General features: G+C 32.2%; 19 protein-coding genes. 9 read left to right on the top strand and 10 right to left on the bottom strand.

The window, feature by feature from the left end:
- Positions 1–26 precede the first annotated feature (26 nt).
- From ACP15M_RS02190 to ACP15M_RS02175, 4 genes are all read left to right on the top strand, one after another.
- Entirely contained in the window at positions 27–1,262 is a 1,236-nt protein-coding gene (locus tag ACP15M_RS02190; RefSeq protein WP_425075533.1) for a DUF6638 family protein, read from the top strand.
- An 88-nt stretch (positions 1,263–1,350) separates the two neighbouring features.
- Positions 1,351–1,707, top strand: coding sequence for a four helix bundle protein (locus ACP15M_RS02185; RefSeq protein WP_425075532.1), 357 nt, complete (start codon positions 1,351–1,353; stop codon positions 1,705–1,707).
- Positions 1,708–1,760: 53 nt separating this feature from the next.
- Complete coding sequence (locus tag ACP15M_RS02180; RefSeq protein WP_425075531.1) at positions 1,761–2,297, top strand: hypothetical protein; 537 nt, start codon at positions 1,761–1,763, stop codon at positions 2,295–2,297.
- 119 nt (positions 2,298–2,416) lie between these two features.
- Entirely contained in the window at positions 2,417–4,111 is a 1,695-nt protein-coding gene (locus ACP15M_RS02175) for a hypothetical protein (RefSeq protein WP_425075530.1), read from the top strand.
- A 121-nt stretch (positions 4,112–4,232) separates the two neighbouring features.
- Here ACP15M_RS02175 and ACP15M_RS02170 read toward each other — a convergent pair whose 3' ends face one another.
- Both ACP15M_RS02170 and ACP15M_RS02165 read right to left on the bottom strand, forming a co-directional pair.
- Positions 4,233–4,712 (bottom strand): GNAT family N-acetyltransferase, encoded by a 480-nt coding sequence (locus ACP15M_RS02170; protein WP_425075529.1) that lies wholly within the window; start codon positions 4,710–4,712, stop codon positions 4,233–4,235.
- Complete coding sequence (locus ACP15M_RS02165; protein ID WP_425075528.1) at positions 4,699–5,721, bottom strand: formimidoylglutamase; 1,023 nt, start codon at positions 5,719–5,721, stop codon at positions 4,699–4,701. The genes ACP15M_RS02170 and ACP15M_RS02165 overlap by 14 nt, the downstream gene beginning before the upstream one ends.
- 108 nt (positions 5,722–5,829) lie before the next feature.
- On the opposite strand from ACP15M_RS02165, the gene ACP15M_RS02160 reads away from it, so the two are divergent.
- On the top strand, positions 5,830–6,711 hold the full coding sequence (locus tag ACP15M_RS02160) for a chromosome partitioning protein ParA (protein ID WP_425075527.1): 882 nt from the start codon (positions 5,830–5,832) through the stop codon (positions 6,709–6,711).
- Positions 6,712–6,791: 80 nt separating this feature from the next.
- Here the strand turns inward: ACP15M_RS02160 and hutI are convergent, their stop codons facing one another.
- The 3 genes from hutI to fumC form a co-directional block, all read right to left on the bottom strand.
- Positions 6,792–8,027 carry an imidazolonepropionase gene (hutI, locus tag ACP15M_RS02155; protein WP_425075526.1) on the bottom strand — a complete coding sequence of 412 codons (1,236 nt, stop codon included), beginning with the start codon at positions 8,025–8,027 and terminating at the stop codon, positions 6,792–6,794.
- 88 nt (positions 8,028–8,115) lie between these two features.
- On the bottom strand, positions 8,116–9,543 hold the full coding sequence (locus ACP15M_RS02150; protein ID WP_425075525.1) for a T9SS type A sorting domain-containing protein: 1,428 nt from the start codon (positions 9,541–9,543) through the stop codon (positions 8,116–8,118).
- 38 nt (positions 9,544–9,581) lie between these two features.
- Entirely contained in the window at positions 9,582–10,979 is a 1,398-nt protein-coding gene (gene fumC, locus ACP15M_RS02145) for a class II fumarate hydratase (RefSeq protein ID WP_425075524.1), read from the bottom strand.
- Between the two features lie 155 nt (positions 10,980–11,134).
- Between fumC and ACP15M_RS02140 the strand changes: the two genes are divergently transcribed.
- Both ACP15M_RS02140 and ACP15M_RS02135 read left to right on the top strand, forming a co-directional pair.
- Positions 11,135–11,737, top strand: coding sequence for a YrbL family protein (locus ACP15M_RS02140; RefSeq protein ID WP_425075523.1), 603 nt, complete (start codon positions 11,135–11,137; stop codon positions 11,735–11,737).
- 89 nt (positions 11,738–11,826) lie between these two features.
- Positions 11,827–12,003 (top strand): hypothetical protein, encoded by a 177-nt coding sequence (locus ACP15M_RS02135; protein WP_425075522.1) that lies wholly within the window; start codon positions 11,827–11,829, stop codon positions 12,001–12,003.
- Positions 12,004–12,074: 71 nt separating this feature from the next.
- On the opposite strand, the gene ACP15M_RS02130 is transcribed toward ACP15M_RS02135, so the two are convergent.
- The 4 genes from ACP15M_RS02130 to prfB form a co-directional block, all read right to left on the bottom strand.
- The gene (locus ACP15M_RS02130) at positions 12,075–14,480 is read right to left on the bottom strand and encodes a TonB-dependent receptor domain-containing protein (protein ID WP_425075521.1); all 2,406 of its coding nucleotides are present in this window, start codon (positions 14,478–14,480) and stop codon (positions 12,075–12,077) included.
- Positions 14,481–14,594: 114 nt separating this feature from the next.
- Complete coding sequence (locus tag ACP15M_RS02125) at positions 14,595–15,014, bottom strand: hypothetical protein (RefSeq protein WP_425075520.1); 420 nt, start codon at positions 15,012–15,014, stop codon at positions 14,595–14,597.
- Positions 15,015–15,025: 11 nt separating this feature from the next.
- Positions 15,026–15,370, bottom strand: a complete 345-nt coding sequence (gene arsC / locus ACP15M_RS02120) for an arsenate reductase (glutaredoxin) (protein ID WP_425075519.1) — start codon at positions 15,368–15,370, stop codon at positions 15,026–15,028.
- A gap of 3 nt (positions 15,371–15,373) precedes the next feature.
- A protein-coding gene (prfB, locus tag ACP15M_RS02115) for a peptide chain release factor 2 (RefSeq protein ID WP_425075518.1) occupies positions 15,374–16,484 on the bottom strand; the annotation gives its coding sequence in 2 pieces (ribosomal slippage) (positions 15,374–16,420 and positions 16,422–16,484; 1,110 coding nt in all).
- A gap of 103 nt (positions 16,485–16,587) precedes the next feature.
- Here prfB and ACP15M_RS02110 point away from each other — a divergent pair.
- Positions 16,588–18,993: a zinc-dependent metalloprotease gene (locus ACP15M_RS02110; RefSeq protein WP_425075517.1), complete on the top strand. Its 2,406-nt coding sequence runs from the start codon at positions 16,588–16,590 to the stop codon at positions 18,991–18,993.
- Between the two features lie 3 nt (positions 18,994–18,996).
- The gene (locus tag ACP15M_RS02105) at positions 18,997–20,016 is read left to right on the top strand and encodes a threonine aldolase family protein (RefSeq protein ID WP_425075516.1); all 1,020 of its coding nucleotides are present in this window, start codon (positions 18,997–18,999) and stop codon (positions 20,014–20,016) included.
- 41 nt (positions 20,017–20,057) lie between these two features.
- Here ACP15M_RS02105 and ACP15M_RS02100 read toward each other — a convergent pair whose 3' ends face one another.
- On the bottom strand, positions 20,058–20,381 hold the full coding sequence (locus ACP15M_RS02100; RefSeq protein ID WP_425075515.1) for a YbaB/EbfC family nucleoid-associated protein: 324 nt from the start codon (positions 20,379–20,381) through the stop codon (positions 20,058–20,060).
- Positions 20,382–20,394 lie beyond the last annotated feature (13 nt).

The raw sequence follows: 20,394 nt of genomic DNA, 5'->3' as shown, positions 1-20,394 counted from the left end.
TTTCAAACTTTTAACTCATTAAGAAAATGCAAAAATTAAAAGACGCTAATTTATATAGAAGTGAATTGATTCCAATTTCAGGAAAGCTAGTTGAACGCTACAATAAGTGTTTGGTTAAACTAGGTTTTGAAGAAACTAAACTCAAAACATTTTCTATTGATGGTATTGGTTGGAGTCCTGAAATTGCCGAAGAAAAAGGAGAACAACACTATCTCAGTAATGGTGAATCGAATCCTCATGGTATTATCATTTCACCTTTGCAAAATAACAAACCTGTGTATTTGCCTAATCATACATTTGATAGGGAAATGATGCAACATATTTTTAAAGCCTACGGAAATAAAATCAATGACATCACTAGAGACTCTGCCATTTGTATCGATTTTGATCAACGAATAGACACTTTTTACGAACCTTTAGATGTCCTCAAATACGATACAATTCATATCAATTTTCACTTGATGAATAATTTGTATCATCAACAGCAAGAACAGTTTGCGCTTATTGAAAAATTCAAACAAGATCATAATTTTATTGACGAAGATATTCATGCTGAGCTTTTAGAGTCTGCTAAAACTTATGGCGATTTAAGACAACGAGATTTAGAATTACCAGCTATAGATTTTAAGGTAGATTCTTTTTATACTAGATCATTTGGAGGCATCTATGTGCTTAGAGATTTTATTTCTCCAATAGTAGTCTTCGAAGATGAAAAATGGCATAAGGAAGCGATTAAAGACACCTTTCATGAGGTAATTATTTTTCATATTTCGCAACCAGAACTAATGGAAAAGCTTCGCGATCATATTATAATAACTTACGATTTAGAAGACATTGTTGCAACAAAACGTTATGATCGTATCAAGAAATTTGAATTTGCTCAACATCTTAAAACTCCGCAGCATTCAATTAGAAATATATTAAACGATTCATTATTGTTTAAAAGTTATTTGAATAAAATTGATATTGAAGCTCGTAAAAAAGTAATGAGTGTAGAACGTTATCTTGAAAAGCTTGAAACGAGCAATCAATACAAAATTTCTGATATTGTTGATGAGGATTTGTTTGAAGCAATGCACGAACCACATTCTAGTTTACATCCTAAGCATCAGGATTTAATTTGGAAGCTATTAGTAAATATTGCACCTAAAGATGTCTTGTTTTTATATTGGTACGATAAACAAGAATTTTATAAACGTTACGATACTTGGGAAGACTCTTTACAGGATTGGGTTATTGAGGTTATTCGTAATAATATATAGCTAGGAGCTGGAAGTTTGGAGTTAGACTAGAAGTAAATATTGATATAAATAGTTATCAAGTTTATTATCTTTATAAAAATGGAAGCTAATGAAATTTAAATTTGAAGATTTATTAATTTGGCAGAAAGGAATGGATTTAGGTGAAAATATGAATGTAGTTGCCGATAAGTTTCCTAAAAAAGAACAGTTTAATCTACCTTCTCAAATTAGGAGAGCATCAGATTCTATTGCATTGAATATTTCTGAAGGTTCAATATTACAATCTGGAGCAGAATACAAAAGGTTTCTAGGTTATGCAATAAGATCTATTGCTGAAGTAGTAACTTGCTTGCATAAAGCAAAGCGAAGAAATTATATTAGTGAAGAAGAATTTATTATGTATTATAAAAGTTGTTTCGATTTAATAAATATGACCATCGCTTTTAGAAAAAAAATAATAACATAAAGCAATGAAGAGAACTTTATAGCTTCTAACTTCGTGCTTCAAACTTTTAAACTATGGGAATAGATCTTATCGTTTTTATTGCGTCAATTTTATTTGGAATTTTTCTGTATTGGAGAGAATCTAATAGTAATAATGTTTATCGGTTTTTAAATAAAATTGTAAACAGTAAAGAGTTGCAAATGAGTCCAGATAATCCAAAAGGGTTTGTCTATAAACAGGCTTTTATTCCTAGACTCATTTTTATTGTGACTAGTGTACTTATTATAGGATTAATTCTTCAGTTTTTAACACCAATAGAAGTCTTTACTAATTATTTTGTGCTATCTGGTTTTGCATCATTTGCAACAGGAACTTTAATAGGCACATATTTGGCTAGTTTTGTAATTAAAACGACTAAAGTCGTTGAAGAAAAAAGTGATTCTATTGGAGATATAATGGATTCTGCTGTTGAAAAAGGAAAAGACCTTATTGAAGATTTCAAAACTAGAGATAATGAAGTGATTGAAGATGCAAAAGAAGACATTCAACCAGAAGTTGATCCTAACAAAAAATCGGCTAGAGAGCGTTTAAAAGATAAAGGATTGATGTAATGTTTTATTTATAATATTATACAGAACTTTCAAGTTCTACCAAAATGTCACCTCGAGCGCAGTCGAGAGGTTTTAAATAAGGTCTCGACTGCGCTCGACCTGACAATAAAATTTGAAGCATGATCAAATCATACTGGAATAAAGGAAAGAAACAAAAAACGATAACTATCATTTTAGGTTTAGTGCTATTAATAGCATTAGTTGTACTTAGAGATGATTATCAACCTGCATTGTTATTTGTTAGAAAATACATCTTCATTATCATATTGAGTTTGGTGGTATTGCTTTTCGGACTTAAAAAATTTAGAAGTTCTGCCAGCACAGGAAAACGTTTGGGAATTCTTGCAGTTATGATTGCTTTTTTCGGATTATTATATCTTGTTGGTTGGCATTTAAAACTCTATGATTACATGAAAACCTATAATGTGTTTAATGATTTGAATCGTGTAGAAATCAATGAATTGCCTTTAACACAAAATGAGCGTATCCAACCACTTCGAAATATTTTTTCGATGGCAAATGAAAGTGTAGGCGAGACTAAAGATGTATCGCTTCCGCATTTGGTTAGAGTTGATGATGAAAATAAATGGACTATGGCTATTCAGCCTTCTGAAAATTATACCTTTCAGCAAATAAGTGATAATACAGAAGAGGTGTTTTCAGTGTCGAGTACTACGCCTTTTCCGCGTTTTTCTGCTGAAAATAGAATTCCTGTAACCTTTTCAATTGGTGAATCTTTAAAATTTAGCCGAAACACCTACAATGCTGTGGTACAACGTTTTAATCCGTGGATGCTGATTAATTATGAACCAAGCGATACATTTTATATGAAAAATGATAAAGACGAATGGGTTCAGGTTGTAAGTTTGATAAAATGGAAAGGCTTCTTTTTTCCATATCCTAGTTTTGGTGGTGTGATGGTTATTGACAATGGAGAGCACGATTTTTCTGATTATCTTGAACGTATTGCTATTGGCAAAGGCACTTATATTGCTCCAGATGAGATGAAAAATTATCCATATCTCAATAAGCAAAACACCTTGGCAGAGAAAGTATCTCGCTTACAAGCAGAATCTTTAAAGTTTTTAGGTGGATTTAGTGATCCATTACCTTGGAATATGCTCACAGCTGTGAAAATTCCAGAAATGCCAGAAGATCAAAATCAGCAACCGTTTGTAACCGATTTTGATTTTGCAGGTTCTGAAAGTGATGCTTATAGTGGTCTATATCATTGGTTCGGGTTAGAACCAGTAGGTGAAGAACGAACTAGTTTAACCTACAGTGTTTTTGTGCCAGCAGATGGTACAGATAAATTATATTATTATGATCATGCTGCAAAAAAACAAGGTTATGCTGGTGTTTCGGCTATGCCATTAAAGATGATAGAATCGCGAAAAGAATTTGATTGGGATGCCAATAAACCTGTTGAGTTTAGACCTTATATTAAGGATATTGCTGGCCGTAAACGTTTATTGTTTTTAGGAACTGTTTCAGCAAAAAATAAGGAAGGCCAATTTGATGGTTCAGCAACACCAGATTTAGCATTAATTGATAGTGAGTATCGTGATGTGGTTTGGATAGATGTTAAGCATCCTAGTACTTGGGACAAAGAAGTGTATGACCAATTGGGAGAAGCGTGGAGATCGAGCGAAGGTATTGGTTATTATTATCAAGAGGAACTAACAGATGAAGATCTTATCATTCAGCAAGCTGTAGATTCGATTATGGCAATTCCGCAAGTAGATGAAAAAACTAAAGAAATAGAATCTCTTCAACGTAAAATAGATTTGTTAAAAGCTTTAGGTGAAAACTAATCTTCATGAAAAAGAATTCGTTTTGGGATACGATTTCGAAGTATTATAAATTTCAAATGATTGCTGCAATTATAATTTTTATAGTTGTTCTAGCAGTAGTAATTTTTAAATCTATTCTAGATTAAAAAGACGAGTTGAATCTTAATTCCATTTTAATATCGCTACGCTTATATGGACTATCTTGTTCTAGTTCTAATTCAATGAATCCATATTTTCTATACATATAAATAGCGTTTTCTAATTTGCGAGCAGAATAGAGCATAAGTGCTTTAAGCTGTGTTTCTTTAGCAAAATCAATACAATGCTGTAATAACTTCTGACCAATTTTTTGTCCGCGTAAATTTGGTAATACTGCCATTTTAGTAAGCTCAAAAACTAATGGATTGTCAGTTGGCATAAGTGCAACGGTTCCTAAAATAGTATCGCCTTGTTTTGCAAAAAAGATATGACCTCCTTTATTAATAATATATGTTTGTGGTTTGCTTAAAACTTCCTCGTCAAAGGGTTCTACATAAAAATACGTCTGTAGCCATTCAATATTTAGTTCATAGAAGTTTTTGGCATATTGGTTGTTAAACGGAATGATATCAAATGCTTTCATACGATTTTATAAAATCAGAAATGAGATAAGAAATCAATTTTCCTACTTGAGTGTCATTTTCTGAAGTAGGAGCTGCTTCACAAATATGCAAATAACTAACATTATTATGTGAGCCAAAGTAGTGAACAAATTGTCGAGCACGCTCTACTGAAAATCCACTAGGAGACATTGCGCTACTAGACGTATTCAATATCGCATCACAATCAATTTCTAATCCGAAATTAGTAGTAGACACATGATTTAAAGCCTTTTGCATTTCAGATTTAAACTTTAATTCCTTTCTAATTGCAATAGCTTCATACGTATTGAACTGTACAGATTTTATCTTGTTTATCGTTTTTAAAATTGCTTCAGAAATGTAATTTTCATGCAAACCAAAAATGAAATAGTTTTTCAGAAAACCTTCAGCATACGCGTAGCTAAAACCATTTCCACTATGTCTGCCTTCTTCAGCTCTAAAATCATGATGAGCATCAAAATTAACGGCATTTATAGACTTTTTTAATGCTAATGACGTGCCTTTAATATTTCCATAAGCATTGTTATGGCCACCACCAATTACAATTGGGATTTTTCCAGCACGAACAATTTGTGCTACTAAAAACGAAACGCTTTCATCTATTTTTGAGACTAATTTGCGCGCTTTTTGCACATCTTTCTTTTTGTCTTGCTCTAATTTTTGAAGCTTGTTTTGATAGGCTTCAAAATCTAAACATCCTAAAATAGCCACTTTTTTGGCATGCGTAAAGGAGTTACTTTGAATGTTTAACAAAACTTTAATGGTTGCATCCCAAGCCTTTGAAGTTCCTGTGTTTCCATGATTTGCAAACACACCAATATCTTCTTTAATACCAAAAAGAACATATGTGACATCTAATTTTAACAACTGCTCGTATATATTGTCTAAGTCTGAAAGTAAGGTGACATGTTCTCCAAATTTGGTTTCTTTGGGACGTTTTTTCAGAATGGTAGATAATTCTGAACTTGTAAAAGGTTTTAAGTGTTCCATCAACAAAATTGATTAATTTTGATGTATTAAAAGTACTGTTTTTTATTTTCAGCCTTGCAAAAAAATTAAAAGAATTAACGTTTAAAATTATAATATAAAAAGTAAAATATGGAAAATTCTAATAGTAAGAGTATTGGGTTAAAAATAGCATTAGGAATATTATTAGCTCTATTTTTAAGTACTGCATTTTACACGTCTAAGTTGTACAACGAGAAAAAGGAAAATGAAGCAACACTCACTAGAGAGAAAGAGCAGGTGATGGCAGATTTAAGTTCAATGGCAAAACAGTATGACGTTGTTATTGGAGAAAATGAAGCGGCTAATCAAAATCTTGTAGAAGCAAGAGAACGAATTCAAGGTTTGATGGATTCATTAAAAATATCTCAAAACAGTGTCAATAGTTTATGGAGATATAAAAAGAAATATCTGGCTTTACAAAAGGAAATGGATGTTTTACTTACTGAAAATGATAAGTTAAAAGTTGAAAATGCCTTGTTAGCCACATCTTTAGATAGTACCAATATGCAATTACAAGAACGAGCAGTTTTTACCGATTCGCTATTGGTTCAAAATACGCAATTATCTGAAGTAGTTGAAAATGCATCTGTATTACAAACTGTTGGTTTAAAAGGGTTTGGTGTGATTGAAAGAAATTCAGGAAAGCTAATTCCAACTGAAAGAGCAAGACGAAGTGATAAAATTAGAGTATGTTACACTGTTGCAAAAAATGCATTAGTTGGAGCAGGAGATAAGGAGTTATATGTTCAGGTTTTAGATCCAAAAAACAATGTCTTGGGAGCAAATGAACAAATTCAATTTGATGAGACGGTTTTAAATTATAGTTTAATAAGCAAATTTAATTACGAAAATAAAAATTTAGATATTTGTGAGTTTGTAGCTCCAAATGATGAATTTGAATCTGGACGTTATGTTGTAAACGTTTTTAATCAAAATGAATTGGTATCTACTTCTGAGTTTACTTTAAAATAATAATCTAAGTTTAATAAAAGCATATAAAAACATCCGAAAGCGCATTAAGCTTTCGGATGTTTTTTTTAAGTGTATTGCAGTTAATATTTTTGTCCGTTAATGATTACTGTATCAATATGATTATCACCAAAAGCATAAGCTAAATAATGATAACTCGGAATGGCTTTGGTAATGATGATATTTGCTTTTTTGCCTCGACAAATGCTTCCGTACATATTTGAGATATCCATAGCATAAGCACCATTAATTGTTGCAGCATTGATGGCTTCTTCAGGTGTCATTTTCATTTTGATACAAGCTGCAGAAACAACAAAATTCATATTTCCGCTTGGCGTAGAACCAGGATTATAATCGGTTGCTAAAGCTAAAGGTAATCCAGCATCTATCAATTGTCTAGCAGGTGTATAAGGAATACTCAAAAAGTACGAACAAGCAGGTAAAGCCACAGGAATTGTATTTGAGTCTTTTAGAATGTCAACATCTTCAGGATTTAATTCTTCAAGGTGATCTACAGACAAAGCATTGTGCTCAACACCTAATGCAACACCACCAAAGGCATTAAATTGATTGACGTGTATTTTTGGTGTCATTTTGTGATGTATTCCAGCTTCAAGAACACGTTGTGTATCTTCTAAATCAAAATATCCTTTTTCGCAAAACACATCTATATATTTGGCTAATTGTTCTTTGGCAACAGCAGGAATCATCTCGTTTACAACCAAATCGATAAATCCAGATTTATCATTCTTAAAAGCTTTTGGAAGTGCATGAGCAGCTAATAGCGTAGGTTTTACTTTTATAGGAAAATCCTTCTTTAAACGTTTAATAACACGAAGCATTTTTAATTCAGCTTCAACAGTTAAGCCATAGCCAGATTTAATTTCAATAGCTCCAGTACCAAGTTTAATGACTTCTTTTAAACGATGTGCAGCTTGATTATACAAAGCATCTTCAGAGGTGTTTTGAAGTTTTTCAGCAGAATTCAAAATGCCTCCACCACGATTTGCAATGTCTTCATAGGAAAGTCCGTTAATTCTATCTACAAATTCTTGAGTTCTATCTCCAGCATACACAATATGAGTATGAGAATCACACCAAGTTGGCAGGACAGTTTTTCCTGTTGCATCAATAGTTTCATCGGCTTCTATACCAGATAAGTCTTCCATTTTACCATACTCGACAATAGTATCATGATCTATATATAAATATGCATTTTTAAGTGTAGGCAAATGCTTCATATCACTACCTTTAACGATCGTGACATTAGTTTCTCTTACTTGAACAAGTTCTTTTATGTTGGTGATTAGAATTGACATAGATATAAGTTGAGCTTAAAATTAATAAATAAAAAGCGCTAGCAAAATGCTAACGCTATACTTTTCAGAAAAATACTAAAGTCTAATATTAATTCTTGATAAATTTATGAGTCGTATCAAAACCTTCAAATTTAACTAAATAGATTCCTGCTTCAAGTTGAGACACATCAATACTAGCTTTTGTTTTAATAGATGTATGTATAATTTCTTTACCTACAACATCTAGGATAGTTAGGTTTAAAGCATCACTTCTTTCTGTTTTTATATGTAGAATATCATCTGTTGGATTAGGATAAATTTTTAGTCCATCCAAAGATACATCCTCTACACTAAGTGTTATCAATTCATTCTCAAACCAGTTTACTGTGTCGCTAAAATTACCAACAACAGCAATGTCGTTATCTGCATCAGTGTCAAAATCGGCAACTGCTATATCGACCATTTGAATACTATTATCAAAAATTGTAGTAGGAGTAGAATCTGGACTAGCATTACTATTCCCTTTAAACCATATAATAGCATCATCAGCTGTTCCAAAATCGGTAACAATAACATCGTTTAATGCATCACCATCGATATCGACAACTCTAGCCACAGCTGGATTTGAAATAATTGAAGCATCAGATATTACAGTTGGTGTAGAAGTACCATTTTTAATTTTATTATACCAAATAACGTCACCAGAGTTATAGTCTACAGAAATCACATCTAACTGTCCGTCGTTATTCACATCAGCAAATGAAATGTCGTTAATTCTCGACATACTATCATCAACTGATTGAGTATCTTTAATCCATGTTACAGCAGTAGATCCACTTTCGATATATTGATTATAATAAATTTCAAGTTTTTGTGGTGCAGGAAACTTAAAAATCCCAACCAAAACATCTAAATCTGTGTCACCATCGTAATCAGCAACATCAACATAATATGAAGTGTCAATACCTCCTGCATCTATTTGAATAATTTGCTCAGTTGCAAAACCTCCAGAGCCATCACCTTGATACCACACTGTTTTGAATTCACTAAATGAAGGTACAATGATATCTATATTACCATCTAAATTTATGTCACCAGCTTTGACTTCACCAGGAGCAGAAATCATATTGTCAATTGGAGTTTCAGCACCAAAGCCACCAGAACCGTCGCTTAAAAAACAAACAACTTTATTTTGATTTTGTGATGACACAATGATATCTTCACCAAATTGTCCGTCAATGTCAGCAATTTCTAAACCATCAATCCATGTAATAGTTGAAGATATGATTGGTTGAATTGTAAAGTTTCCAGAACCATCATTTTTGTACCACTTTATATAATCGAGACTTCCTCCAGCATCAAATGTAGCCATTGCAAGGTCAATATTACCATCACCATCTAAATCACCAGATTCAATTTCAAGTGGTTCATCTCCTGTATCAGGATCAATATTTTGTGGTGATAGAAATGTAGTTTGAGCAAATCCTGTTGAACAAAATAAAATGAAAATAAATAATCTAAGTAAAGTTGTTTTCATAGTTGAAGGTTGTTGATTATCAATATAATATAGTGAATTTATTTTAGAGAACCTACCATGTCTTGAGGTTTTACCCAAGCGTCATAATCTTCTGCAGTTACATAACCAAGATTGATAGCCTCTTCACGTAAAGTAGTTCCGTTTTTGTGTGCTGTATTGGCAATTTCTGCAGCTTTATAGTAACCAATTTTTGTATTTAAAGCTGTTACTAGCATTAAAGAATTGTTTAAAAGTTGTTTAATAACTTCATGATTTGGCTCAATTCCAGAGGCACAATGTGCTTCAAAACTAATACAAGCATCACCAATTAACTGTGCAGATTCTAACACATTTGCAGCCATCATTGGTTTAAATACATTTAATTCGTAATGTCCTTGAGTACCTCCAACAGTAACCGCTACATCGTTACCCATAACCTGAGCACATACCATGGTTAATGCTTCACATTGAGTAGGATTTACTTTTCCTGGCATGATAGAACTTCCAGGTTCGTTAGCAGGAATTATAATTTCACCAATACCACTTCTTGGACCAGAAGCCATCATGCGAATATCGTTAGCAATCTTATTTAGAGAAACAGCCAATTGTTTTAAAGCACCATGAGTTTCTACAAGTGCATCATGAGCAGCTAATGCTTCAAACTTATTATCTGCTGAAACAAATGGTAAATCGGTAAACTTAGCAATATATTCTGCAACGAGTTCACTATAACCATCAGGAGTATTTAGTCCAGTACCAACTGCTGTTCCACCAAGTGCTAATTCTGATAAATGAGGAAGTGTATTTTCTAAAGCTTTTAAACCATGATCTAATTGAGATACATAACCAGAAAATTCTTGTCCGAGTGTTAAAGGTGTCGCATCCATAAGGTGTGTGCGACCAATTTTTACAACATCTTTAAAGGTAACAGACTTGTTATGCAATGTGTTTCTTAATTTGATAACTCCAGAAATAGTGGTTTCTACTACTTTTTTATAAATAGCAATGTGCATTCCAGTTGGAAAGGTATCATTTGACGATTGCGATTTATTGACATCATCATTAGGTTGAATTGTTTTTTCACCTTCACCAATAACTTTACCTGCAATTTGATGCGCTCTGTTAGCGATAACTTCATTCACATTCATATTGCTTTGTGTTCCTGAACCTGTTTGCCAAATAACTAAAGGGAATTGATCGTCGTGTTTTCCTTCTAAAATTTCATCACAAACTTGTGCTATTAAATCTCTTTTTTCATCATCTAAAACACCTAATTCTGCATTAGTATAAGCAGCAGCTTTTTTTAGATATGCAAAGCCATAAACAATTTCTAAAGGCATAGATGCTGGAGCACCAATTTTAAAATTATTTCTTGAGCGCTCAGTTTGTGCTCCCCAAAGTTTATCTGCAGGCACATTTACATTACCCATTGTGTCTTTTTCTATTCTAAAATCCATAATTTTGTGTGTAATTTTAAAGTGTCACAAAGTTAGGATTTTGATAGTAATTGTTTAATGTTTATCACTTAAATTTTTCATTTATATTTAAAAAAGTAACTTCGCTAAATTAAATGTGTAAATCCTAATACAATAGGTTGCTAATTATAAATTAAATGATTGAAATTAAAGACAAACATTTTATAGCTGAAGGTGTATACCAAAAGTGTTATTTGCATCCTGAGAATAAAAATTTGTGTATAAAAATTAGTAAGCAAGAGTTAAATACTTCTAGATTGCTTTATGAAATCAATTATTTTAAAAAGATAAGTAAAAAGAACTGGAAGAAATTTGATTACCCTTTTTTTACAAAATACCATGGTCAAGTAGAAACCAATCTAGGGACTGGTTATGTGTATGATTTTATAACAGATGAAACTACAGGTGAGATTTCAAAAACCATGGAATACTACCTTTTAAATCCAGATCCAAAGATTACAGATGATATGCTTCGTAAAGCGTTTGATCGTTTAAAACGTTTAATGATTAAACATCGAGTAATTGCTAATGATATTCGTTCAAAAAATATTTGTTGTAAAGTTTTTAAAGATGGCTCGATACAGATGATTATTGTTGATGGTGTTGGTCATAGAGATTTTATTCCTATTGTAGAGTGGTCAAGTTTTTTTGCTAAAAAGAAAATAGAAAGACGATTACTTAAACATGATTTACATGATATAGAAGCACAAAGAATATTCTTAAAAAGTCTTGAAGAGTAAGATTTTTAATATCCTGTTAATAAAACCCAAACAAACTATTGTAAAACAAATTGGATTATTATATCTTTGCCTTAACAAAAAATAACCACATGTTTGAATTTGACCAATATTTAGGATTTTTAGCATTTTTAACCATTTTAACTATAGGATTTTGGTTAATGATTTTTTTACTCACATTTGTAATTCCTTATTGGATTGGTGGATCGCTAATAGAGCGTATGAAAGAAATTAAAGAAGAAAAGAAAGCAAAGCGTTTAAATAGCTAATTGTTTTATAAATTATAAAAAAAAGGAAACCAAATTGGTTTCCTTTTTTTGTGTCTTAAAGCAAAGAAAATCTATCCTTCAAAATCTAAATCGTCACCATTTCCTCTTCCTGATCGTTCACGTTTTTTCTTTTGATTAAAACGATAGGTAAACGATAGGTTAAAAGAACGCTCTCTCCATTGAAATTCATTTGTACTAATAAATGTGTTTGTGTTTGTGTCCATAATTCGTTTTCTAGAATTAAATAGGTCACTAATATTAAAAGCAATAGACGCTTTTTCTTTAAATAAGTCTTTGCTAAATGCCATGTTTGTTGAAAACATACCTTCTCTTTTGTTTTGAGCATCTTCACTTGGACCACGATAATTCATGCGAACTTGCCATTCTATATTTGCAGGTAAAGTATATTTAGTACTTAATCGTGCAAACCAACTGGTATTTTCATTTCCTAAGTCTACACCATTTGGATCTACACCTTCAGACTTTGATTTAAAGAAATTAAAGTTAGCACTTGTGTTAAACTTACGATTTGGTCTGTAGCTAAGTGTAAATTCAAAACCATATCGATCTTCGCTCGAAAGATTTATTGGTGTACGTTGTACAACAGGAACGGTTTCTCCGTTTATTTCTACAGTTTCTCCAGTATCAAAACTTACAAAATTGAATACATCAGTTGCATGTTGATAGTAGGCAGACGTGTTAAGGGTTATTTTTCCAAATCGATTTAAATAACCTAAATCAAAAGTACCAGAATAACTAGGATCTAGATCTGGATTACCTTGAAAAATACTAGTAACACTAGAGCGTGAAGGGAAAGGATTTATAAACCAAGAACGAGGTCTACGCAAACGTCTACTATAACCTAGAGTAAGACTTTCATTATCAGACAACTCATAGTTTAAATTTACTGTTGGAAATAAGCCTGTATAGTTCTTTTTATTAAAATCTCCACTTGTTGGTTGATCTATTGTAATTTGAGTGTTTTCTAAACGCAAACCTAATAAATAAGAAAACTTACCATGTTTGCTACCATATTGTGTATATACAGCATTAACATATTCCTTATAGTTTAATAGATTAGATAAGTTTATGTCTATTAAAAACTCATTGGTGCTTTCATCTAAAAGCTGCACTTCATAATCTGTAGATTGATTATTATAATTAGCGCGATATCCCAATTCAAATTGTGCATTTTCTCCAATAGGTAACACATAATCACCTTGTAATAATATTCTAGTTTGGTCTTCTAGAGTTGCTACTTTTTCACTGGTTAAACCATCTACAGCAACCAAAGAGTTTTCATCTTCATTACTGTCTTCGTATTGAAAATCTAAAGTGAGCTTATGTCCACTAGTTTTAAAGTTTTTTGTGAAATTTGCAGCATATTGTATGGTTTTATCGTCTTCAATCTCTGGATCAAATCGAGTTCCTACACTTGTAATGTTATTATTACTATCAAACTGAATTAACTTGTTTGTGGTATTACTCTCATTGTTATTGTCTCTATAAAAAATAGAAGTGGTTAAAGATGCAGAATCATTTATATACCATTCAACTCCAAAATTAGTATTAAAACCTTTTCTAACTCTATCGAATTCGCGAGTTTCTTCTAAGCTACTTAGTGATGATTTATAGGTTGTTTTTGTATATGCATTTCCAGGAACTTCCCTGTAATTATAACCAGTTGTATTGAAAATATTTAAATCTCCTGTTCTGTAATTAATATTTCCTGAAATTCCTGCGGAAGGATTATAACCAGCATTTGTAGTGATGGCTCCATTTAAGCCTTGTAGTTTACTTCGTCTTAAAATGATGTTTAAAATACCTGCAGTTCCTTCAGCATCATATCTTGCTGAAGGTGAAGTGATAACCTCAACCTTTTCTATAGATTCAGCTGGCAATTGTCGCAGTGCATCTGTAGAATTTAAACCTACTAAACCTGAAGGTTTTCCATTAATTAAAATACGAACATTGTCTTGTCCTCTTAGTGATACATTGCCTTCAACATCAACTGCAACCGAAGGCACATTATCTAAAACATCACTTACAGTACCACCACGAACGGTAAGGTCTTTACCAACATTGTATATTTTTTTATCTAATTTGATTTCTACTGTGGTGCGTTCTGCTACAATTTCAACAGCATCAAGCGCTTCTAAATTTAGAGATAAACCAACTGTGCCTAAATCTAAATTTTTGTCGAGTAATGTATCCGAATATGTTTTTGTGGTATAGGACAAGTACTCTATTTTTACATCATAAGTTCCAGAAGGCACTACAATTTTAAATTTACCATTAATATCTGTGATTCCTCCAGTGGTAACTTTGTTTTCAGACTTGTTAAAAAAGGAAATCGTAGCATATTCTAAAGGAAAACTTTCTTCTGCATCAATAACTTTACCAGTAACAGTTATGTCTTTTTGAGCATATCCAATTGTCGTTATAAAAGAGAGGAGTACTATTAGTTTTAATTTCATATTTAAGTAATTCAGGATGTGTAGAATTTAGGTGCACAAAGTTAGAATTACTTATACTAAGAAGGGTTAATCATTTGTTAAAGAATGATTGAATATAAAACGAGATTATATGTATTAGTTTTTATTCTTTTTTTTCCTTTTTTTCTTCTTCTTTTTCTTTTTCTTCTGATCTGATTTGTCTTTGCCTTTAACTTTATCTAAGAGTTTATCTATAAATTCTCGACCTAGCATCTCTTCAAAGTCTTTAAAATGAGTGCTGTCTAATTGATTAATTAAAGCTTCTTTTTCGAACGTTTTTGCATCAAGCATATAAATTTTTGAAAGCTCATCATAATACGAAAAGAGTTGCTGTTTGAGAATGTGCTTTTGAAATTCATCTAACTCTTCAAGACCATCAATAATATTGGTAATATATATTACTTTCTTTTCTTCTATTTGTTCTTCAAGTTTCGCTCTTTCTTTTTCCTCTTTAGTTTGGGCTTGAAGATTAGGACTAATTAAAATTAAACCAAGTATTATAAATAAATATTTCATCAGAATTAATATTATTTAATTAACGCTTTTATGTTTTCAGCAGGTCTACCAATTACAGCGTTTCCATTGTTAACAACAATAGGTCGTTCTATAAGTTTTGGATGTTTAACCATAGCAGAAATAATTTCGTTATCTGAAAGTTCTTTGCCTTTAAAATCAGATTTCCAAATGGCTTCATTTTTTCGCACTAAGTCAATAGGTTGAATACCTAACATACCAATAAGCTTTTTTAATTGTTCTTCGGAAATTGGTTCGTCTAAGTATTTAATAACTTCAAATTCCTTGCCAGAATTTTCAAGAATCTCAAGTCCTTGTCTGGACTTTGAACAACGCGGATTGTGATATATTGTAATCATAGTTTATAATTCGTTTTGATTGTCTTCTTTTTGTCCCATCATCATCAGATAAGCTTTTAAAAATGGTTCTAAATCGCCATCCATTACAGCATCAACATTGCCAGTTTCATGACCAGAACGTACATCTTTTACTAATTTATAAGGATGCATTACATAGTTTCTAATTTGACTTCCCCATTCAATCTTCATTTTTCCTGCTTCAATATCATCACGTTGCGCCATTTGTTTTTGCAATTCTATTTCATACAATTGTGATTTTAACATTTGCATTGCTCTAGCACGATTATCATGCTGCGAACGTGTTTCAGAACATGAAATTTGAATCCCTGAAGGTTTATGAGTAAGCTGAACTTTTGTTTCTACTTTATTGACGTTTTGTCCACCAGCTCCACTTGATCTAGCTGTCGTAATTTCGATATCTGCAGGATTGATTTCAATTTCAATACTATCGTCAACTAAAGGATACACATAAACTGAAGCAAAACTGGTATGACGCTTGGCATTACTATCAAAAGGAGAAATTCTAACCAGTCGATGCACACCATTTTCACCTTTTAACCAACCAAAGGCATAATCGCCTTCAATTTCTAAAGTTACTGTTTTTATTCCAGCAACATCACCTTCTTGAAAGTTCAATTCTTTAATCTTAAACCCATTTTTTTCGGCATACATTAAATACATACGCATCAACATACTTGCCCAATCACAAGATTCAGTTCCACCAGCTCCAGCCGTAATTTGAAGCACAGCACTTAAACTATCTCCTTCATCAGATAGCATATTTTTGAATTCTAACTTTTCAACTACAGCAATGGCTTTGTTAAATCTGTTTTCAACATCTTCAGCTGTGGCTTCTTCCTCTTTATAAAATTCATAAATAACCTCTAAATCTTCTAATAAAGTTTTGGCAGAATTATAATCTTCAATCCAGCTCTTTTTCTCTCGAATTGATTTCATAACCAATTCGGCTTGTTTGGAGTCGTTCCAAAAATTTGGATCAAATGTTTGTTCTTCTTCGTTAGAAATTTCTATCAATTTGGCATCAATGTCAAAGATAGTGCCTTAGTTTATCAAGGCGTGTATTAAGATCTTTAATTTGATCTGAAGTAATCATAAAAATAATTTTTAACAAATGTAAAGCGAAAGTCTCAGTAGCGAAAGATTTAATTTACTTTTTTAGTATTAATTTATGTAATTTTATAAGCTAAATTTTTGATATGAAACCACGCATACTCGTCATCGTTTTTTGTCTATTCGTTTCTCAGTTATTTTCACAAGTTTTAAATAATAAAGACTTAGAAACCTATAAAGGGTTTTTTGACTTTTATTATGAAGAAGCCCAAGATAAGATCTATTTAGAAGTTAAAGATTTAAACCAAGAATTTTTATATGTCAATTCAATTGCAACAGGAGTTGGGAGTAACGATATTGGATTAGATCGAGGACAGTTAGGAAGAGAACGCATTGTTAAATTTGAAAAGGCTGGAAATAAATTACTACTCATTCAACCCAATCAAAATTATCGAGCGATTACTGATAATGACTTAGAAAAGAAAAGTATTGAACAAGCCTTTGCCAAATCGGTTTTGTATGGATTTAAAATAGAAGAGGAGACTAATGGAAACTATATTATTGATATCACACCATTTTTAATGGAAGATGCTCATGGTGTTTCTGCGACTTTAAAACGAAAAAAAGAAGGCTCATATCAATTAGACAAAAGCAAAAGTGCTTTATCGCTTGAACGAACTAAAGCGTTTCCAAAAAATATAGAATTTGAAGCCTTACTAACCTTTAAAGGAATACCTACTGGTAAACATCTGCGAACAGTATCTCCAACAGCATCATTGGTAAGTGTTATTCAGCATCATAGCTTTATTGAATTGCCTGATAATAATTATAAAATGCGTGAGTTTGATGTTAGAAGTGGTGCCATTTCAATGTCGTTTTTAGATTACGCAACACCAATACAAGAACCAATTAAAAAGCGATATATTATTCGTCATCGCTTAGAAAAGAAAAATCCAAACGCTCAAATTAGTGAAGCCAAAGAACCTATCATTTATTATTTAGATCCTGGAACGCCTGAACCTGTACGTTCGGCTTTATTAGATGGAGCACGTTGGTGGAACGACGCTTACGAAGCTATCGGATTTAAAGATGCTTTTAAAGTTAAAATGCTGCCAGCAAATGTAGATCCAATGGATTGTAGATATAATGTCATACAATGGGTTCATCGTTCTACTCGTGGCTGGAGTTATGGTGGCAGCGTTATTGACCCTAGAACTGGTGAAATTATAAAAGGTCATGTAAGTCTTGGTAGTTTAAGAATTCGTCAAGATTTTATGATTGCGCAAGCATTATTAAACAAACCATTTGCTGAACGTGACGATAATTACCAACCTATGTTAGACATGGCTTTAGCTAGAATCAGACAATTAAGTGCTCATGAAGTTGGTCATACCATTGGTTTTGCGCATAATTTTGCAGCAAGTACTAACGGAAGAGCTTCAGTTATGGATTATCCGCATCCAACAGTAAAACTCACAAATGGCGAAATAGATTTAAGCGATGCTTATGCTGTAGGTATTGGTGAATGGGATAAAGTTACGGTTGCTTATAGTTATTCTGAATTTGAAAATAATTCAAATGAAAAAGAAGAGCTCAGCAAAATTTTAAAAGCAGCAACTTTAGCTGGACATCAATTTATTTCAGATTCTGATGCTAGAGCAAAAGGTGGAGCTCATGCACATGCTCATCTTTGGGATAATGGTAAGTCTGCTTCAGAAGAATTGAATAATGTTTTAGCAGTAAGACAAAAAGCTATTGAAAATTTTTCCGAAGATAATATTAGACAAAATGAACCGTATTCTGTTTTAGAAGATGTGTTTGTGCCATTATATTTTTTCCATCGTTATCAAACTGAAGCTGCTGCGAAAGTTATAGGTGGATTAGATTATAATTACGCTATAAAAGGTGATGGACAAACAATTGTAAATCCTGTTGATGTTAAAACTCAAAAGGAAGCATTAACCACAATTTTGAAAACCATTTCAGCAGAAACTTTGGCGATTCCAAAAGATAAATTAAAACTATTTCCACCTAGAGCTTATACTTATAATAGAGGACGAGAATCGTTTTCTAGCAAAACAGGTGTAGCATTTGATGCAATGAGTGCTGCAGTAACTGCTAGTGATATGACTTTAAGTTTGTTATTGCATCCACAACGCGCTAATAGAATGATTCAGCAGAAGAGTTTAGATGCTAAGCAATTAGGTCTTGAAGACATGCTAAACACACTTATTGATAACGCTTTTAATAAAACACATGATGATACTTATCTAGACGGAATTCAGCAGATGATTAATTTAAATGTATTGAAGTATTTGATGAATTTAGCAGCAAATGACCAGTCGTTTTTTCAAGTGAAAGCATTGGCAAATAAAGCCATAAGAGACATTACAATTAAATCGTTAACCACTAATGATGCTTATAAAATGCAGTACAATCAAATGATTGTTCAGTTTAATGATAATCCGAAAGAATTTAAATTGTCATCTGCTCCTAAAATTCCAGATGGATCACCAATTGGTAGTGATTTGTGTCATTATAATTCAAACTAAGTTATGATTATTGATTTAAGAAGCGATACAGTTACAAAACCAACTAAAGGCATGCTTGATGCGATGTTGTCTGCTCAGGTTGGAGACGATGTCTATAAAGAAGATCCAACGGTTAATGCTTTAGAAAAGCGTTTGGCAGAAATGTTTGGAATGGATCAAGCACTTTTTTTCCCTACTGGAAGTATGGCAAATCAAACGGCTTTAAAGTTACATACCAATCCTGGAGAGCAAGTGATATGTGATAAATATGCGCATATTTTTAATTATGAAGGAGGAGGAGCATCGTTTAACAGTGGTATTTCTTGTAAATTAATTGATGGACATCGTGGTATGTTTACAGCTAACGAAGTTGAAGCATCTATTAATCCACCAGATTTTTATCATAGTCCGTTAACCTCATTAGTTGAAGTTGAAAATACAACCAACAAAGGAGGAGGAGCTTGTTGGGATTTTGAAGAACTAAAACGAATTAGAACAGTTTGTGATACGCATAATTTAGGATATCATCTTGATGGAGCGCGACTTTGGAATGCTCTAGAGGCTAAAAATGAAACAGCTGAACAATATGGAGTCTTATTCGATACAATTTCGGTGTGTTTGAGTAAAGGTTTGGGGTGTCCTATTGGCTCTGTTTTAATTGGAAATAATGAATTGATGCAAAACGCGATTCGCATTCGTAAAATTTTAGGAGGAGGAATGCGTCAAGTGGGTTACTTGGCTGCAGCTGGATTGTATGCTTTAGATCATCATGTAGAGCGACTTTCAGAAGATCATAAAAAAGCTAAGGACATTGGAGCTGTTTTACAAGACATGTCTATTATTAAGAAGGTTGAACCCATAGAAACTAATATCGTTATTTTTGAATTAGAATCTCATGTAGATGATAATGAATTTGTAGCGCAATTGGCTTCAAAAAACATACATATTATTAGTATGGGAAGTAATAAATTACGAATGGTAACTCACCTAGATTATACCAATGTTATGCATGAAAAATTGCTAGAAACATTAAATAACTTCTAGCAGTTTAACTAACTATCTAATAATCTTACTAGTCTAAATATCTATTTAAACATATCCATGCCTGGAATGTTTGGCATACCTGCTTTAGCTACTGAAGCGACTTCAGTTTCGTGAACTGTTGTAGCACGTTCAATTGCTTTATTGAGTGTAAGAATTAAATAATCTTCAAGCATTTCTTTATCTTGAAGCAATTCGTCGTCAATCGATATAGATTTTAAAGTTCTATTGGCTGTAATTGTAACTTTAAGTTTATTGTCGTTGCTGTTTTCGTCAATTAAAACACTGTGCAAACGCTCTTTAGTTTCTTCAACTTTTTTCTGGGTTTCTTTAAGTTTGCCCATCATTCCCATCATATCTCCAAACATAATGTTAAGTATT

This window comes from Psychroserpens sp. S379A (assembly GCF_049800755.1).
Taxonomy (GTDB): domain Bacteria; phylum Bacteroidota; class Bacteroidia; order Flavobacteriales; family Flavobacteriaceae; genus Psychroserpens.
This window is presented reverse-complemented; position numbering and strand designations above follow the sequence as displayed.

Excerpts from the sequence above, each read along its gene's own strand:
- ACP15M_RS02140 (WP_425075523.1), top strand. The coding sequence starts at position 11,135 with ATGATTGAAATTAAAGACAAACATTTTATAGCTGAAGGTGTATACCAA.
- ACP15M_RS02135 (WP_425075522.1), top strand. The coding sequence starts at position 11,827 with ATGTTTGAATTTGACCAATATTTAGGATTTTTAGCATTTTTAACCATT.
- ACP15M_RS02180 (WP_425075531.1), top strand. The coding sequence starts at position 1,761 with ATGGGAATAGATCTTATCGTTTTTATTGCGTCAATTTTATTTGGAATT.
- ACP15M_RS02160 (WP_425075527.1), top strand. The coding sequence starts at position 5,830 with ATGGAAAATTCTAATAGTAAGAGTATTGGGTTAAAAATAGCATTAGGA.
- ACP15M_RS02185 (WP_425075532.1), top strand. The coding sequence starts at position 1,351 with ATGAAATTTAAATTTGAAGATTTATTAATTTGGCAGAAAGGAATGGAT.
- ACP15M_RS02100 (WP_425075515.1), bottom strand. The coding sequence starts at position 20,381 with ATGTTTGGAGATATGATGGGAATGATGGGCAAACTTAAAGAAACCCAG.
- ACP15M_RS02110 (WP_425075517.1), top strand. The coding sequence starts at position 16,588 with ATGAAACCACGCATACTCGTCATCGTTTTTTGTCTATTCGTTTCTCAG.
- ACP15M_RS02150 (WP_425075525.1), bottom strand. The coding sequence starts at position 9,543 with ATGAAAACAACTTTACTTAGATTATTTATTTTCATTTTATTTTGTTCA.
- hutI (WP_425075526.1), bottom strand. The coding sequence starts at position 8,027 with ATGTCAATTCTAATCACCAACATAAAAGAACTTGTTCAAGTAAGAGAA.
- arsC (WP_425075519.1), bottom strand. The coding sequence starts at position 15,370 with ATGATTACAATATATCACAATCCGCGTTGTTCAAAGTCCAGACAAGGA.
- ACP15M_RS02130 (WP_425075521.1), bottom strand. The coding sequence starts at position 14,480 with ATGAAATTAAAACTAATAGTACTCCTCTCTTTTATAACGACAATTGGA.
- ACP15M_RS02170 (WP_425075529.1), bottom strand. The coding sequence starts at position 4,712 with ATGAAAGCATTTGATATCATTCCGTTTAACAACCAATATGCCAAAAAC.
- ACP15M_RS02125 (WP_425075520.1), bottom strand. The coding sequence starts at position 15,014 with ATGAAATATTTATTTATAATACTTGGTTTAATTTTAATTAGTCCTAAT.
- ACP15M_RS02175 (WP_425075530.1), top strand. The coding sequence starts at position 2,417 with ATGATCAAATCATACTGGAATAAAGGAAAGAAACAAAAAACGATAACT.
- ACP15M_RS02190 (WP_425075533.1), top strand. The coding sequence starts at position 27 with ATGCAAAAATTAAAAGACGCTAATTTATATAGAAGTGAATTGATTCCA.
- ACP15M_RS02105 (WP_425075516.1), top strand. The coding sequence starts at position 18,997 with ATGATTATTGATTTAAGAAGCGATACAGTTACAAAACCAACTAAAGGC.
- ACP15M_RS02165 (WP_425075528.1), bottom strand. The coding sequence starts at position 5,721 with ATGGAACACTTAAAACCTTTTACAAGTTCAGAATTATCTACCATTCTG.
- fumC (WP_425075524.1), bottom strand. The coding sequence starts at position 10,979 with ATGGATTTTAGAATAGAAAAAGACACAATGGGTAATGTAAATGTGCCT.